Source organism: Sphingomonas sp. M1A8_2b (assembly GCF_053345535.1).
In genome coordinates, this window is sequence record NZ_JBKFAH010000003.1 from 458,667 (window position 1) to 473,970 (window position 15,304).

At 63.0% G+C, this 15,304-nt stretch carries 12 protein-coding genes; 5 read left to right on the top strand and 7 right to left on the bottom strand.

Going from position 1 to position 15,304, the window contains the following annotated elements:
- Positions 1–351: 351 nt before the first annotated feature.
- The 6 genes from ACLBWL_RS14515 to ACLBWL_RS14540 form a co-directional block, all read right to left on the bottom strand.
- A complete protein-coding gene (locus ACLBWL_RS14515; RefSeq protein ID WP_093401120.1) occupies positions 352–702 on the bottom strand; it encodes a response regulator in 351 nt (116 codons plus the stop codon).
- A 91-nt stretch (positions 703–793) separates the two neighbouring features.
- Complete coding sequence (locus ACLBWL_RS14520; RefSeq protein WP_447794201.1) at positions 794–2,284, bottom strand: HWE histidine kinase domain-containing protein; 1,491 nt, start codon at positions 2,282–2,284, stop codon at positions 794–796.
- A gap of 118 nt (positions 2,285–2,402) precedes the next feature.
- Positions 2,403–2,867 (bottom strand): response regulator, encoded by a 465-nt coding sequence (locus ACLBWL_RS14525; RefSeq protein ID WP_447794202.1) that lies wholly within the window; start codon positions 2,865–2,867, stop codon positions 2,403–2,405.
- Complete coding sequence (locus ACLBWL_RS14530) at positions 2,867–3,967, bottom strand: histidine kinase dimerization/phosphoacceptor domain -containing protein (RefSeq protein ID WP_447794204.1); 1,101 nt, start codon at positions 3,965–3,967, stop codon at positions 2,867–2,869. The genes ACLBWL_RS14525 and ACLBWL_RS14530 overlap by 1 nt, the downstream gene beginning before the upstream one ends.
- 277 nt (positions 3,968–4,244) lie before the next feature.
- The gene (locus ACLBWL_RS14535; RefSeq protein WP_447794206.1) at positions 4,245–5,588 is read right to left on the bottom strand and encodes a sensor histidine kinase; all 1,344 of its coding nucleotides are present in this window, start codon (positions 5,586–5,588) and stop codon (positions 4,245–4,247) included.
- The gene (locus ACLBWL_RS14540; protein ID WP_447794208.1) at positions 5,578–6,936 is read right to left on the bottom strand and encodes a sigma-54-dependent transcriptional regulator; all 1,359 of its coding nucleotides are present in this window, start codon (positions 6,934–6,936) and stop codon (positions 5,578–5,580) included. Before ACLBWL_RS14540 ends, ACLBWL_RS14535 begins: the two co-directional genes overlap by 11 nt.
- Before the next feature lie 209 nt (positions 6,937–7,145).
- On the opposite strand from ACLBWL_RS14540, the gene ACLBWL_RS14545 reads away from it, so the two are divergent.
- The 5 genes from ACLBWL_RS14545 to ACLBWL_RS14565 all read left to right on the top strand — a co-directional run bounded on the left by ACLBWL_RS14545 (position 7,146) and on the right by ACLBWL_RS14565 (position 13,221).
- Positions 7,146–7,463 carry a UrcA family protein gene (locus ACLBWL_RS14545; RefSeq protein WP_447794210.1) on the top strand — a complete coding sequence of 106 codons (318 nt, stop codon included), beginning with the start codon at positions 7,146–7,148 and terminating at the stop codon, positions 7,461–7,463.
- A gap of 123 nt (positions 7,464–7,586) precedes the next feature.
- A complete protein-coding gene (locus tag ACLBWL_RS14550; RefSeq protein ID WP_447794212.1) occupies positions 7,587–8,828 on the top strand; it encodes an efflux RND transporter periplasmic adaptor subunit in 1,242 nt (413 codons plus the stop codon).
- 13 nt (positions 8,829–8,841) lie between these two features.
- The gene (locus tag ACLBWL_RS14555; RefSeq protein ID WP_380785503.1) at positions 8,842–9,522 is read left to right on the top strand and encodes an ABC transporter ATP-binding protein; all 681 of its coding nucleotides are present in this window, start codon (positions 8,842–8,844) and stop codon (positions 9,520–9,522) included.
- Positions 9,523–9,533: 11 nt separating this feature from the next.
- A complete protein-coding gene (locus ACLBWL_RS14560; protein WP_447794215.1) occupies positions 9,534–11,969 on the top strand; it encodes an FtsX-like permease family protein in 2,436 nt (811 codons plus the stop codon).
- Positions 11,962–13,221, top strand: coding sequence for a TolC family outer membrane protein (locus ACLBWL_RS14565; RefSeq protein ID WP_447794217.1), 1,260 nt, complete (start codon positions 11,962–11,964; stop codon positions 13,219–13,221). The genes ACLBWL_RS14560 and ACLBWL_RS14565 overlap by 8 nt, the downstream gene beginning before the upstream one ends.
- Before the next feature lie 631 nt (positions 13,222–13,852).
- Here the strand turns inward: ACLBWL_RS14565 and ACLBWL_RS14570 are convergent.
- Complete coding sequence (locus ACLBWL_RS14570; protein WP_447794219.1) at positions 13,853–15,265, bottom strand: alpha/beta hydrolase family protein; 1,413 nt, start codon at positions 15,263–15,265, stop codon at positions 13,853–13,855.
- Positions 15,266–15,304 lie beyond the last annotated feature (39 nt).

Genomic DNA, 15,304 nt, shown 5'->3' on the forward strand with positions numbered 1-15,304 from the left:
TACCACGGCTTAGAGCCGTGACCTTTCGGTCGAATAACGCCGCTGTCCCTTGCAAGCTGTGACAGGTGCTCAGCTGCTCGCAGGTGTATAGCCCTCACTTCCTCGATCGGGGACAAAACCGCCGCAACAATGTGCTTCGACATCTCAATATGAGGATCATTTAGAAACGGCGACTGAGACATGCACTACCCCTCCTGTCGCTTATTATCGCCGAAGCCAGCCACGTTTATAACAACGCAGCAGTGAAAGGTTCGGCCTGCAAGTCCGGCTAAATACTAGACTTTTGTCGGCCCTCAGATGGGCCGGATCACTGGCAGAGCTTCGCTTCACTATCGGTCGGCGATTGCTGGCTCAGGCGGGCGCTAGGCTTTGGAACGCCGCAATAAGAGCCTGTTCGTTGATCGGTTTGTCGAGAACGATCATCGATGGCCGACTTACATGGCATGCTTCGCGCGTGCCGGTCACGAAGATCACGGGCGTCGGGCCATGCTCCAAGATGATGGCTTCCACCGCGGCAGGGCCGGTACCGGCTGAGAGATTGACGTCGGACATGATGATGGAGGGAGGCCTCAATCTCGCAGCATCGATTGCCTCATCTTGCGAGGCAGCCTGATCAAATGATGTGCCGCCGGCCCGCTCGATCAGCTGGATGATGTGGTCGGCGATGAGGAAATCATCCTCGATGACGAGCACATGGCACATATGACAGATCCCGATAAGCTGAGCTCTTAACCAATGTGGTCACGCAATGGGCCCGCCACGGCGTTAATAAATGTCAGACAAGGTCGAGAGCTCAGATCGGCGCTTCGATTGCGAAGCGAACACCTTCCGGCAGATATTGGATTTCCGCCTTGCCGCGGATGTGGCGTGAAAGGACGCGCTCAATCATTCTCGTACCAAATCCAACACGTGTTGGCATAGCAACGATAGGTCCATCCTGCTCCGCCCAGGAGAAGGTAAGTCGGCGTTCGGTTGCATTGCCGTTCAGGTCCCAGCGTATGCTCACCTGCCCCTCCGGTACCGAGAGCGCTCCATATTTGATCGCATTGGTCGCCAGCTCGTGCAGCGCCATCGACAACGCAAGTGTCACTTCCGGGGTCAGACGTATCGTCGGGCCGACAGCGGAAAACCGTCGACCGTTGCTGTCCATGAATGGCGCCAGCACCCGCTCGACAATCTCACCGATTGCCGCGCCTTCGATCTCGTCCTTGAGCAGCAGTTCGTGCGCAGACGCGAGGCTAGCGATGCGGCCCGACACCGCATCCCGAGCCTCAGCAAGGGACCCAGCATCGCGTAGCGTCTGACTGACAACGGCACTTACCGTCGCAAGCGTGTTCTTCACACGGTGCGTCAGTTCATGTGCCAGAACCGACCGTTGCTCCTCGGCGAATTTGCGCGCTGAAACATTGCTCGAAAAGCCCGAAACCGCCAACGGTGTGCCATCCGCGCGACGCTGCAGCGAGCCTTGGGAATGGATCCAGCGTTGCTCGCCTTCAGGCGTCAATATGCGGTATTCGACGTTATACCGCGTGCCATGCTCGATAGCGCTGTTGAGCGAGTTCGTGAGGAGGTCTCGATCCTCTGGATGAACGCATGCCAACATACCTTCCATCGACAACTTTTCGCCGACAGGCCTTCCAAAGTTCGTCAGGCAACTCGGCGAGTAGCTAAGCCGCCATTCCGGCAGGTCGATGGTCCAAGTGCCCAGTCCGCCAGCATCAAGCGCAAGTGCCAGGCGGGCCTCTCGTTCGGCTAGCGCAACTTCGCGCTTCGCGAGCTCGGCGCTCAGCGTGTCGCGGTCGCGTTCCAACTGCAACAGCCCGTGCCGCTCGAGTGTGACATCGAGCTGAGATGCCACGAAGTAGCGTAGGCTGCCGGTCGCGTCATGCACGGGAGCGACCATGAGGCGGTTCCAGAACGGCGTGCCATCACGACGGTGATTCAGGAGGTCGATATCGATCGGCTTACGGAGAGCAATTGCGTCCTTCATGCGTTGGACGTCGGCCTGATCGGTCAACGGTCCCTGCATGAAACGGCAGTTCCGGCCAACGACCTCGACCGCCGAGAACCCCGTCAGAGCCTCGAACGCACGATTGACGTAAACCAGCGGGTTATCCGGTAGCGTTGGATCGCTGACGACCATCGGCGTAATGCAGTGATCGAACGCCGCAACGAAGGGGTCATGCTCGTTGAGGCGGGACGCAAAGGCGTCGACAGCCTTGCGTACGACACCTGAGGCATCGTGCGGTCGAATAGGCGAAGGTGGGAGTGGCTGACGGTCCAAAGCGGGAACGTCCTAGCGGTAAGACGTTGATGGATCAACGTAATCGAATTTATGTATAACTTCTGTCATCTGTTGTCCCACTTCGTGAGGCCGTGGATTGTCGCTTATCACCCGGAAATCAGGGACTGGTCTGGGACCACTCTGCGGCAAACGCGGGCGCCGCAATGAAGCTCGCTGGCTGCGGGGATACGGGCGGTGGATCGCAGACACCCTCTTCGATGTAGCGCATTGCGGACATCAGACCATTCCGGGAGAAGGGCTTGGGTATGACGCCATGGCCTCCGGCAAAGTCGGCTGGGATCTTAAGTGGGTTTGCAGTGACGAAAACGACTATTGCGTCCGCCCATCGCTTCCGGATCAGTGCACAGACATCTAGGCCGCTGGTGCCTTTCGCAAGCTGTATGTCGACAAAAGCCAAGTCCGGATGGAGATCGCTTGCCAGGTCTTCAACTTCGTAGAGAGACGCGGCCTCGGCGACGACACGGTGACCGGCGTCTTCGATCATCGCTTCAATATCCATCGCCAAAAGAGCTTCGTCCTCGACGATCAGCACATTCAACGGCGGTTGGGCACGTACATTCATTAATTGTCCACCGGGAATGAGAGAGATACACGAACACCGGGGGCGGCGTCAGACCACACGACGTCGGCCCTGACTTGCTTGGCGAGGCGGGAAATAAGCATTTTGCCAATGCCGTCCGGCTGAACGTCATTGCTGGCAAGCCCATGCCCATCATCGGTGATTTCGATCAGGGCATTATTGCCTTCTAGGGCGGTGCGGACGGAAATCGTACCGGCTCGCCCGTCGGCAAATGCATGCTTGATGGCGTTGGTCGCTATCTCGTTGAGGATCAACCCAAGCGATGCCGCCTTACTGGACGGCACCTCTATTTGCGAAATGTTCGAAACAAGCTTGATGTCGTCGCGTCGGCTGGCACCAACGACGTCGCTGATTAGATTTTCGGTAAACGCCCCGACATCGAACCGGGTGACGTCGTCCGACTGATAAAGACGGCGATGCACTGTCGCCAGCGCATCAACCCGTTCGAGCATGGTTTCAAGTTTTGATGAAACGGCCGGGTCTGATATGCTCCGCGCCTGCAAACGCAGAAGCGAACCGATCATCGTAAGGTTGTTCTTTACGCGATGGTCGACTTCGTGAAGCAGCAGAGTTTTCGCATCTAGCGCGGCCTCGAGGTCTGACGTGCGCGCCTCGACCTCCTGTTCGACCAATAACTTCTGCTTTGAAATGATAGTCTGCGCTTTGACGCGGTCAGTAACATCAAGCTGGGAGGCGAAGAAGAACACAACCTTGCCAGCGTCATTGCGTACAGGGCTCAGATACAACGCGTTCCAGAACGCAGATCCATCCTTTCGATAGTTTAGGAGGTCCACGGCAATGTCGGTCTGGGCGTCGATTGCCCGACGCACTTTAGCCACCTGCTCTCGGTCGGTGTCGGGACCCTGCAGGAAGCGGCAGTTACGGCCAATGATTTCGCTTCGGTCATAGCCCGACAGCATTTGGAAGGCTTCGTTGCAGAAGACGATCGGGTTATCGGCCTGCGAGGGGTCCGTGATGACCATAGGCATTCGGGTAGCCCGAACAGCCGCGGCAAAAGGGTCCGCTCGCCCGTGCTCGTAATCGAGCGCTTCCGTCAGATGCCAATCGTCCCGCTGCTTCATCACGCCTCCGTGGAGCGTGCCGACCAGCCGAACTCCGTGCCGGGACTAAATCGTTTTGATCGGCTTCCGTTCCGCTGAGAGATCGAGTTCGTCTCACTAAGGCATGGCCATTGGGCGGCATGGCTTGCGCGTACAAAGCCTCTTTGAGTCCGAAAATCGGCGACCCGTCTTGCAGGCTGGAAGCTGAACGAATGGCAGAAGTAGGGAAAGGGGAAATGGCTCGTAAGTGTCCGCTTGTGGGTCTGCTCAAGCTACCATTCGTCCGCCAGTAAGGCGTTTATTCGATTATCGTCGGAAGGACCATTTCGATCCGGCTCGGCAAGCCGCTGCCCGCCTCGATCTGACCGCCGTGAAGAAGGACAATCTGGCGCGCGAAACTGAGGCCGATGCCGCTGCCGTGGGGCTTGGTCGTAAAGAACGGCAGGAAGACCTCGCGCGAGAGGTGCGGTGGGATGCCTGGACCGTTGTCGGTCACCGCGATCCTGATGCGACCGTGCGGCTTGAGTTCGGCGGTGAGGGCGATGGTCGGATGTGGAGTATCCGTGACCGCCTCGCTGGCGTTCTTCAACAGGTTGAGCAGGACCTGTGTCAGCAGCGCCACGTCGCCCTCCAGCGATGGCAGGCCGAGCATGATGTCTAAGGTGAAGGGCGCGATCGCGTTTGGCGTCGCGGCGTGGATGGCTGCAGTACGGCTGAGCCAGTCGGCGATGTCGATCGGTTCGCGGCGCAGTAGCGGAGCCTCGCTGAACCCCTTGTAGGTTTCGACGAAATGTTCGAGTTCGCCAGCTCGTCGCGCTAGCGCGCCGACGGCGAGTTGCGCGTCGCCGATCGCCGGGTGGTTGGTTGCGCCGAGCGCGTCGAGGAGCTGTTTTGCCGTCGCGGCTAGCGAAGTCACCGGGGTGAGCGAGTTCATGATCTCATGCGTTAGGACGCGGACGAGGTCGACTTGCGCGGCGAGTTCCGCACCGTCAAGTTCCGCCTGAATGATCTTCACCGCGACAATCCGCCGTGCGTCGCCACCGAGTTCAATTAGCGTGGTATCGATGACGACGCGCTGCGACAGGCCGTCGACGACGATCCGGCCAAGCCGGCTTGGTCCGGGCCTTGCGCTGCGTAGCAAGTCGACGAACCCCTCGCCGTACATACTCAGCGCGGCGATGTTCGTCGGTGTTCCGCGGCCGAACTGTTGCCGTGCTGCCTTGTTTCCCAGAGTTAGAGAGTTGCCAGGACCGATAACGAGTAACGGTATGGGGGCGCCATCGGCGAGCGCGCTGGCAAAGGTTGCCGCAGTGGCGCCTCCGGTTCGTTCCTCGCGTAGCCGGGCGAGCACGCGTTCATATGCCGCGCCGAGCCGGTCGAAACCGGCACCCCGGCCGCTCCAGGTGAACGACTGGCTGAGATCGGCGCGATCGAGCGCGGCGACGAACCGAGCGAGATCGGCATTGCTCTCAGATACGAGGCGCCAGAGACCGATCGTGATGAAAAGCGCAAGGCCGACCGCAAGAAGCATTGCCGTCGGTGCGCGCTGGTAGGCGGCGAGGAGGCTTGCAACACTCAACGTGACCAGCAACAGCAAGACGCGAGCTGCGAGGCGCACCACGAAACTGCGTTTAAAGGCCATGCTTTTCCATCCGCCGATACAGCGTGCCGCGCGACAGTCCCAGTTCCGTGGCAGCAGTCGAAATATTGAACGCGTGCTTCTTCAAGGCCTGCTCGATCGCCTGCCGCTCGACACGGTCGAGGTTGAGGTCGTCGACGGGTGTCGCCTCGGCTACCGGTGCCGATCGGCCAAGTGGAAAATCGGTCAGTGCATAGGTGCCGCCCTCGGCGAGAATGACCGCGCGCTCAGCGGCGTGGCGCAGCGCGCGGACGTTGCCGGGCCAGTCATATGCGACAAGGGCTGCGAGGACATCGGCCGGTAATTTTCGATCCGGCTTGTCGTATCGCATGCGGAACTCGTCGAGGAATGTGTTCAGCAGCAGCGCAATGTCCTCGCGACGCTCGCGTAACGGCGGCAATTCAATCTCGACGGTGTTGAGCCGGAACAACAGATCCTGGCGAAATAGCCGTTCATCGCCAAGGCTCGTCACGGCCATGTTCGTCGCCGACACCACGCGGATGTCGATCGCCACAGGTTTGTTCATGCCAACCGGCGTGACGCGACGTTGCTCCAGCGCGGTCAGCAATTTGGGCTGGAGGTGGAGCGGCAGGTTGCCGATCTCGTCAAGGAACAGCGTACCGCCATCGGCCGACTGGAGGCGCCCTACGCGGTCCGTACGCGCATCGGTGAACGCGCCTTTGGCATGGCCGAACAGTTCGGAGTCGAACAAGGTTTCTGAAATCGCACCGAGATCGACCGTCACCAGATCGCCAGCGGCTCGCCGTGAAAGGCGGTGCAGTTCGCGCGCGACCAGTTCCTTGCCGGTACCGTTCTCCCCCAGGATCAGGACATTCGCATCGGTCGGCGCGGCCTTCTCGATCAGCGACTGGACGCGCGCCATCGCCGGAGACGTGCCGAGCAGCGGCGAGCCTGCCGTCTTCGCATTCGTGGACCCGGTATCCGACCGACGCATCCGGCCAAGCGAAGCGGCGTTGCGCACCGTCCCCAGCAGCCGATCGTTCTTCCAAGGCTTGGAGACGAAATCGGTCGCACCCTGCTTCATGGCGGCGACCGCCACCGCGACGCTTCCATGCGCGGTGATCATCACGATCGCGGCGGTGGGATCGGCCGCCTGCATCAATCCCAGCCAACGGAACCCCTCCGAGCCATCGGTCGCGCCCCGCGCGAAATTCGCGTCGAGCAGCACTGCGTCGAAATGCTCGCGTTTCATTGCCGCTACCGCTTCGTCCGGGGATGTGGTCGTGATGACTTCGAGGAACAACGACGCGAGCAGCAGGCGCGCGGCAAGCAGGATGTCCTCGTCATCGTCGACGACAAGGCAGCGATCGAAGGAGGGTCTGGGAGACATTGGCGCAGCTTTGGTCATACCCGCCCTACAATCAAGATGCGTGCCAGTGTCAGGCCGTGGACACCCCGTGTCCAATCCTGACCATGAAGACCAAGGGTAAAATGGACGACGCTGAATAAATGATAGCCAAAACAAAGACCTAGCAGGTTTGGCACGGCTTATGCGGAGAACGGTGGATCGGCAACAACGCCGACCGAAAGGATCTTGCCATGACTATGACCCAACGGATCGTCTGCTCCGTCCTCAGCCTCGCCGGTGCTGCCAGCCTCGTCGCCGTCTCCAACCCTGCCAGCGCAAGCACGGTCGGCATCGACGCTCGGCGACAAACCACGGTAAAGTACCACGATCTCGATCTGAGCAACGCCGCTGGTCGGGCCGTGTTCGACCGTCGCGTCGCTGGCGCCGCCAATCTGGTTTGTGCCCAGAATGACCGCTTGCTGTCGGCATCCGAGCTGTCCTGCCGTCGCGACGTCGTCGAACAGGCACACCGTACCGCCGGGCTCGACAGCCATTCCGTGCGTGGTTGAGCAGCCAGGATCGCGACTGTCCGAAGCTGGACAGTCACCGTCCGGATTTGGACACTCGCGCATGGATGACCGATCGTGACATCTGCCTCTCCTGAAGTCCCAGCCGTTACGAGTGGCGCGAGTATGGATCGCCGCGTCGAAACGCCGCGACTCTCGCGTCGGCGCATCGGCATATGGGCCGCGGCAGCGCTTGCCATCCTGTGTGCGTTGGCGCTGTGGCGCGCCCTGCCGTCTGCCAATTCGACCGACGTCGCGGTGGCCGATGTCGAGACTGGCACCGTGACGCGCGCGCCGTTCGACGATGCGGTTCCGGTACGCGCGACCGTCGCGCCGAACGTGACGACTCTGGTCGGCGTGGTCTCGGGCGGCCAGATCGAGCGCCTGATCGTGCAGGACGGTGCAGCGGTGACCGCGGGCCAGCCGCTGGCGACCCTCGCCAATCCCCAGCTGAAGCTCGATATCCTCACGCGCGAGGCCGCGATCGCGAGCCAGCTCGGCCAGGTGTCGGGTGAGGATCTCTCGCTGGAACGCAGCTCGCGCGACCGCGATACGCAAGTCGCCGGCGCGGACTACGACCTGATCAAGGCGCGGCGCGACCTCAGCATTCGCCAGCAGCTCCACGATAAGGGTTTCGTGTCCGACGCCGGTCTGAAAAGCTATCAGGAGGAAGCTGCGTACCAACGACAGCGCGTCGCGCGGTTGCATGCCGCGGAGGGCGCCGAGCAACGCATCGCCAAGCTCCAGGCAAGCAGGCTGTCGGATACGCGCGGCCGCCTGTCGAGCAATCTCGCAGCGGTGCGCGATGGCCTGGACGCGCTGACGATCCGCGCACCGGCGACGGGACGCCTTACCAATTTCACCATCCAGCCCGGCCAGTCGCTCAAGCCCGGCGATCCGGCCGGACAGGTCGACAGCGAAGGATCGTGGAAGCTGATCGCCGATGTCGACCAGTATTTCCTCGGTCGCGTCCAGATCGGGCAACAGGCGAGCGGCGAGGGGGTGCCGCGGCTCGTCGTCACCAAGGTACTGCCTGCGGTGACGGACGGTCGTTTTCGCGTCGAGCTCAGCTTCCGCGGTGCGGCACCAGAAGGCCTCAACCGTGGTCAGGCGCTCGACGCACGAATCACGCTGGGCGCAGCACGTCCGGCAATCGTCGCACCGCTTGGCGGCTGGCTCGACAGCGATGGTGGGGCCGCGGCCTATGTCCTCGATGCGAGCGGCACGCACGCGACGCGCCGCACGATTCGGATCGGCCGCCGCAACGCGTCCCAGGTCGAAGTCCTGTCCGGCGTCGCGGCCGGCGAACGCATCGTCACCTCCGACACCAGCGGCTTCAACAAAGCCGCCTCGATCAACCTCAAGTGAAGGGTTCGCAATCATGATCACCCTGGACGGCATTCAGCGTCGCTATCTCTCCGACGCGGTCGAGACGACCGCGCTTGCCGATATCAACCTCCACGTCGCCGCCGGCGAGTTCGTCGCGATCATGGGGCCATCGGGTTGCGGCAAGTCGACCTTGCTCAACACACTCGGTACGGTCGATCGGCCGACCGGTGGGCGCTATCTGTTCGACGGTCGCGATCTGGCGAGCGAGGGCGAGGCGACGCTGGCCCAATTCCGCGCGCAAACCCTGGGCTTCGTGTTCCAGAGCTTCAACCTGATCGACGAACTGACGATCGCCGAGAACGTCGAACTCGGGCTGGCCTACCGCAAGGACCAGAAGGGCGACCGGCGTGGGCGGATCGAGGCAGCGATGGACCGTGTCGGCATCTCGCACCGCGCGCGTCACTATCCGCACCAGTTGTCGGGCGGCCAGCAACAGCGCGCGGCGATCGCCCGCGCGATCGTCGGCGATCCCAAGCTGATCCTCGCCGACGAGCCGACCGGCAACCTCGATACCGAAAACGGCGCGCAGGTGATGGGTATCCTCGAGAGCCTCAACGCCGCGGGTGCGACCATCATCATGGTGACGCACAGCCCCGCGCACGCCGATCTCGTCGGCCGCCGCATAGACATGCTCGACGGGCGCATCGTCGCCTCCGTCGCGCGCCAGATCTGAAGGGACCGGCCATGAATCGTTTTGCCCTAATCAGCTTCTGGCGCTCGCTGACCCGCCACAGGCTCTACGCCGCGCTCAATATCGGCGGGCTCGCGCTCGGTATCGCGGTGTTCCTCGTTCTGGCGCTCTATGTGAGGTTCGAAACGAGCTTCGAACATTGGCTGCCCGGCCATCAGCAGGTCTATCTGATCGAAAGTCGGACCAACGACGATCTCAACAGCGTCCGGGCGCGGGAATCGACGCCGGTCGCGGCGTGGACCGCGATGCATGCCGACCTCCCCGATATCATCGGGACACGCATCGTCGGCAAGGATGCGGCGGTGGTGAAGGGCGGGGTCGGGATCCGCGAGCGCATCGGGCTGGTCGACCCGAACGTGTTCGACGTGTTCCGCATGAAGGCGATCGACGGCGTCCTGCCCGCCCGCTTCGACGATCCGACTTCGATCGTCATTACGAAGCGGACAGCGACCAAGTATTTCGGCTCGGACTCGCCGATCGGCGCACCATTGGCGGTGTCGTATGGTGGCAAGCACTATGCCTACCGGGTGGCGGCGGTAATCGACGACCTGCCGGACAATACCTGGCTCGACAGCGATCTGATCGCCCCGCTGGTCATCTCTCAGGATCGCGCAGATCCGTTCTACCCCGACAATCACCAATGGAATTATGGTGGACCCGAAACCTATGTGCGCTTGCCCGACGCGGCGTCCGTGACGCGGCTAACGGCGGCGTTGCCTGGTATCGTCGCGCGCCACGTGAAGACCGAGACTCCGGGCAACGACAATTTCGCGCTGACGCTATCGCTGTGGAAGCTGGACGACGCGCATTTCCGGACGCCGGGCGCGCTGCTCATGGTCACGACCTTGGGCATCATCGGGCTGCTGACGCTCATCGTTGCGATCGTGAACTACGTGAACCTTGCCACCGCCCGTGCGGGGCTTCGTGCGCGTGAAGTGGGTATGCGCAAGGTCCTCGGTGCGGATCGTGCTACGCTGCTTCGGCATTTCGTGGGGGAAGCGGTGGCGACGGCGCTGATTGCCGCCGTGTTCGGCCTGGCGCTTGCCGAGCTCGGCGTGCCGCTGGTCAACGCTGCGACCGGGCTCGAGCTGTCGATCCGCTACACAGGGGGCGACGGCGTGCTGCTACCGCTTCTCGTGCTGGCGGTCGTCATCGGCATGGTATCTGGTCTTTATCCGGCCGTGATCCTTTCCCGCGTGCCCGCTGCGGCGGTGCTCGCATCCGCGCGTTCGCCGGGCGGCGGGCGGGCAGGGGCCCGTATCCGTGAGGGTCTGGTCGTCTTCCAGTTCGCGGTCACAATCGCGTTGATCGTCGGCACGATGGCGCTGGTCGCGCAGACCCGCCACGTTCGCGAGACCGACGTCGGCTATGATCGCGACCGGCTGCTGCTGGTACGCTCGTTCGGCAGCGACAGCCTGGATGCGGCACAGCGCGAGTCCCTGCTTCATCGCTTTGCCGCGCTGCCAAACGCGCGCGGGGTCAGCGTCGGCACCTCGGTTCCGGGGCGTGGGCTGTTCACCTCGACGACATCCTATCCGATCCCGGGCATGCCCGGTCCGGGGCCTTCGATTGAACGGTACGACATCATGCCGGGATATTTCGAGGTGCTTGGCGCAAAACTGATCGCTGGACGGGCGTTCGATCCGTCTCGCCCCGCCGACATCAATCCGGACAAGCCCGGGGTGGAAGGATCGGAACGCCTGCCTGCCAACATGATCATCAACCGGAGTGCGGTCCGCGCCTTCCACTTTGCCAGTCCCCAGGCGGCGATCGGCAAGACCGTCGGTCGGGAAACGCCCCGGACGATCATCGGCGTGATCGAGAACATGCGGGTCAACTCGCCGCGCGACAAGATTTCACCCACCGGATACATGTTTAATCTGCGACCGCCGAGCTTGTCCGTCGCCTTGATCCGCTTCCGCGGCGAGGCCAAGCCGTTCACCGAGGCCGCGCGCGATGCCTGGCGGCGCGAAGTGCCTGCGATCCCGTTCAATGCGAGCACGACGATTCAGGCGCTCGACAAGCTTTACAAGGCGGACGACCGCATGGCGAACCTGTTCGCCATCGGTGCCGGGCTGGCGGTCGCGATCGGCTGCGTGGGTCTGTGGGGCCTGGCGTCCTTCACCACGGCACGCCGGGTACGCGAGATCGGTATCCGCAAGGTGCTAGGCGCGTCGTCCGCCGACGTCGTGAAGCTGCTGGTCGGGCAGTTCCTGCGCCCGGTGCTGATCGCCAACCTGCTCGCCTGGCCGCTCGCCTATGTCGCGATGCGTGCGTGGCTCGCCGGGTTCGACGATCGGATTGCGTTGTCGCCATTGTACTTCCTTGCAGCGAGCGCGCTGGCACTGGTTATCGCGATCGCCACGGTCCTGTCGCAGTCGATCCGCGCCTCGCGTGCGACGCCGGCCTGGGCATTGCGTCATGAATAGGGTCTGGACGATAGGTGCGGCTCTGCTGGTCGCTGGCCCGGCATCCGCCGAGACGCTGGCGGACGCGGCGCGGGCGGCCATCGCGAGCAACCCCGTCCTGGCCGCAGCAACTTCCCGGCAAGACGCGCTCGCCGAGACGCCCGAGCAAGCGCGGGCTCTGGGGCGGCTGACCGCAGATGCCGCTGCGACCGGGGGGTACGACCGCTATGATCGCGGCACGAGCGGTAGCGGCACTGTCTCGGTATCGCTGCCGATCTGGACCGGCGGTCGGGTCCGCACCGCGGTCCGCGCCGCTAACGCCGATGTCGCGGCGGGCGAGGAAGGCGTCCGCGACACGTCCGCCGCCGTGCTCAGCGCCGTCGCGAGCGCCTATGCTGATCTGCTGTTCCAACAGGAATCCGTTGCGATCGTCCGTGCCGACATCCAGTTGCTCGAAAGCCAGGTGGCGGAATCCAAGGCACGGTTCGATCTGGGGACGGGGACGCAGACCGACGTTTCTCGCCTCGTTGCGCAACGGGCATCGGCCGGTGCGACCGAAGCCAGTGCAGTAGCGGCGCTCGCCGCTGCTGCCGCGGATTACCGTGCCGTCGTTGGCACCGATGCGGGAACGCTCGCACCGCCACCAGCAATATTGGCGGGATTACCTGCAACCGCCGACGAGGCTCGGAAACGGGCGATCCAGGCAAACCCTGTGTATCGCCAGGCGCGATCAGCGGGGGATGCTGCCGACGCACGGATCGGCGTCGCACGAAGCAACGGAGCGCCCAGCATCGGGATCGGCGGAAGTTATGGCTATGGCTACACCTCGGGTAATGACAGCGGAGGCTATGTCCGCAGTGCCGCGGCTGGCGCGACGTTCCGCGTGCCGTTGCTCACCGGTGGTCTCGTCGCATCCCAGGTTCGGCAGGCAACCGCGGACGCCAGGGCCGCCCGCTACGATATCGAAGCCGTGTCACGGACCGTGATACGCGCAACCGATACCGCCTGGGCAAACGTGGCCGCTGCCAGGACGCGGGTAGATGCCAACACGCAAGCGGTTGCCGCTGCCGATCGTGCGCTTTCCGGCGTAAAGGCCGAATATGCGGTGGGCTTGCGCTCCACGCTCGACATCCTGATCGCCGACGAAAGTCTGCGCGGCGCGCAGTTGGCACTTGCGAGCAGCCGAAGCGACTTGCTCACCAGCGAAACCGCGCTGCTTCGGGCTACGGGCACGCTGAACGTAGCAGCATTCGACGGACGGAAGACGGGGTGACAGCCGTGGATCGAGGACGATTATAAAACCAATCGTTCACCGTAAAATGCATGCACATAGACTGTGAATGAATGTCGGAAGTTGGGGAACGAGAAACCCGCCGCGGACGTCCGGATATGGGTCTAGTTGGAAGCCGTAGGGCAGGGCGTGCTCGCCCACACCCAGACGTTCAGGCCGGCATCCGGGCTACCGATAACGGCCATTCGTTAAGCGCGATCGTTCCCGTTTCTCCGCCTCTGATTGGCCATTTCGGGAATTGAGAGCAGATTTTCGGAAAGCGAAACCCGCAGGCGTCCGCCAGCGCGCTCGAGGCGGAGATGTTCCCGCCAGACGTCCCTTTTGGGAAAGGCGGAGCGGCCCCTGTCCATTATTCGGACACAGATTCACGGTAGTGCTCGCAGGCCCGATGTTCGACAGGAACGCCCACACCCGGACGTTCAGGCTGGCGATCCGGGCTCCCGATAACGGCCATTCGTTAAGCGCAATCTTTCCCGTTTCTCCGTCTCCGATTGGCCATTTCGGGAAAGAGCAATTGGGAACAGATTTCGAGAAAGCGAAACCCGCAGGCGTTCGTCAACGCGATCGAGGCAGCGAGATTCCCGCCAGACGTTCGCTTGTGGGAACGCGGACGCTAGCGGCGTCGGGTTTGGTCTACGATCCAATCGCCTACGGTTCGCAAGGCGGTGGGAGCGATCGTCTCCTCGATACGGCTATACTCGCCCACTTGCCCGGTGTCGGCGGTCTGAAGCAGGTGGTTCAGGCCCGGCAGCTTCACGATCGTTACATCAGGGTTGGCGTGAAGCGCCAGTTTGATGCCGGCGAGATTGCTGTCGGGTGCGACCTGAGGGTCCTTTGATCCGCCCACGGCCAGTACGGGGCACTCGACCTTGGCCAGAACGGGGCGAGGATCGTAGCGCACGAACCATCGCATCCAGGGGGACGCGACAACCTTGATCTGTGCCGGCACGCTGCCGGATGGCCGGCCCTGCTCGGCGGCAATGGTTTCCCATGCCGTTTGCAGCGACGCGTCCGCCGAGGCTTGGTCAGGCGCGTCCTTGACCGCGTCATAGAGCCTCTGCATCGTCCGGGCGGATCGATCCACCGCCGCAGGCGGTAGGCCCAGGGCGGTTTCGATCAGCCGCTTCTGTTCGAGCATCAGCGCCTCGCCTGTCTCGCCGGACCCGGCGAGCATGACGACGAAAGCGATGCTTCGATCCTGCGCTGCGATCATCGGGGCGATGATCGCTCCCTCGCTATGGCCCATCAGCCCGATCCTGTGCGGATCGATGTCTCGGCGGGAGCGGAGGAACGCAACGCCGGCAGCCACGTCGCCGGCGAAGTCGGCCGTGGTGGCGGTACGGACCTCGCCCGTTGACCCACCTACCTGCCGATCATCGACCCGCAGCACGGCAATGCCACGCCGCGTCAGCGTGTCAGCCCAGAGGAGGAAAGGCTTGTGCCCGAACACCGTTTCGTCCCGGTCCTGCAAACCGGAGCCGGTGATGAGCAGCACGGCTGGGAACGGCCCCGGCCCGCTCGGCAACGTCAGTGTGCCGGCTAGATGGGCGTGGCCTGCTGGGTTGTCATAGGCGACTTCTTCGCTGCGGTAAGGAAAAGGCGGATGGGGCATTTGCGGGCGAGCCAGGGAAGCCGCAGCCGTGGTCGCTGCCCGCGTCATGGTCAGAGGCAGCGACGCGCCGCCCTGGGACCACTGCCCGACCAGGGTCTGACCGTCCGGCGAGAGCGTCGCGATGTAGCTGGCGTCAGGGGCGGCGATCTTGAAACGGACGACCGCGCTCTCCTGCACGACCTCGGCGACCGGTAACCCCAGCGCACCTTGCGATGGGCTGTCGAAGGTCGCCGTCAAATGACCGGGCGTTCCCGCGACATGCATCACCAGGGGGATGGATCGGCCTGACGCTGACAATGCGCCATGCCACTCACCTAAAGCGGAACCGGCCGCTGCTCCTGCGGGTGCTGGTACCGCCTGAGCGTTCTGGATCGGCATGATCAAAGCCCCCAACAGCCCCAACATCTCGCGCATCGACCTACTCCGCCATTCTTCGGGGGGGCTATAAGCTTG

Excerpts from the sequence above, each read along its gene's own strand:
- ACLBWL_RS14515 (WP_093401120.1), bottom strand. The coding sequence starts at position 702 with ATGTGCCATGTGCTCGTCATCGAGGATGATTTCCTCATCGCCGACCAC.
- ACLBWL_RS14525 (WP_447794202.1), bottom strand. The coding sequence starts at position 2,867 with ATGAATGTACGTGCCCAACCGCCGTTGAATGTGCTGATCGTCGAGGAC.
- ACLBWL_RS14530 (WP_447794204.1), bottom strand. The coding sequence starts at position 3,967 with ATGAAGCAGCGGGACGATTGGCATCTGACGGAAGCGCTCGATTACGAG.
- ACLBWL_RS14535 (WP_447794206.1), bottom strand. The coding sequence starts at position 5,588 with ATGGCCTTTAAACGCAGTTTCGTGGTGCGCCTCGCAGCTCGCGTCTTG.
- ACLBWL_RS14540 (WP_447794208.1), bottom strand. The coding sequence starts at position 6,936 with ATGTCTCCCAGACCCTCCTTCGATCGCTGCCTTGTCGTCGACGATGAC.
- ACLBWL_RS14545 (WP_447794210.1), top strand. The coding sequence starts at position 7,146 with ATGACTATGACCCAACGGATCGTCTGCTCCGTCCTCAGCCTCGCCGGT.
- ACLBWL_RS14550 (WP_447794212.1), top strand. The coding sequence starts at position 7,587 with ATGGATCGCCGCGTCGAAACGCCGCGACTCTCGCGTCGGCGCATCGGC.
- ACLBWL_RS14555 (WP_380785503.1), top strand. The coding sequence starts at position 8,842 with ATGATCACCCTGGACGGCATTCAGCGTCGCTATCTCTCCGACGCGGTC.
- ACLBWL_RS14560 (WP_447794215.1), top strand. The coding sequence starts at position 9,534 with ATGAATCGTTTTGCCCTAATCAGCTTCTGGCGCTCGCTGACCCGCCAC.
- ACLBWL_RS14565 (WP_447794217.1), top strand. The coding sequence starts at position 11,962 with ATGAATAGGGTCTGGACGATAGGTGCGGCTCTGCTGGTCGCTGGCCCG.
- ACLBWL_RS14570 (WP_447794219.1), bottom strand. The coding sequence starts at position 15,265 with ATGCGCGAGATGTTGGGGCTGTTGGGGGCTTTGATCATGCCGATCCAG.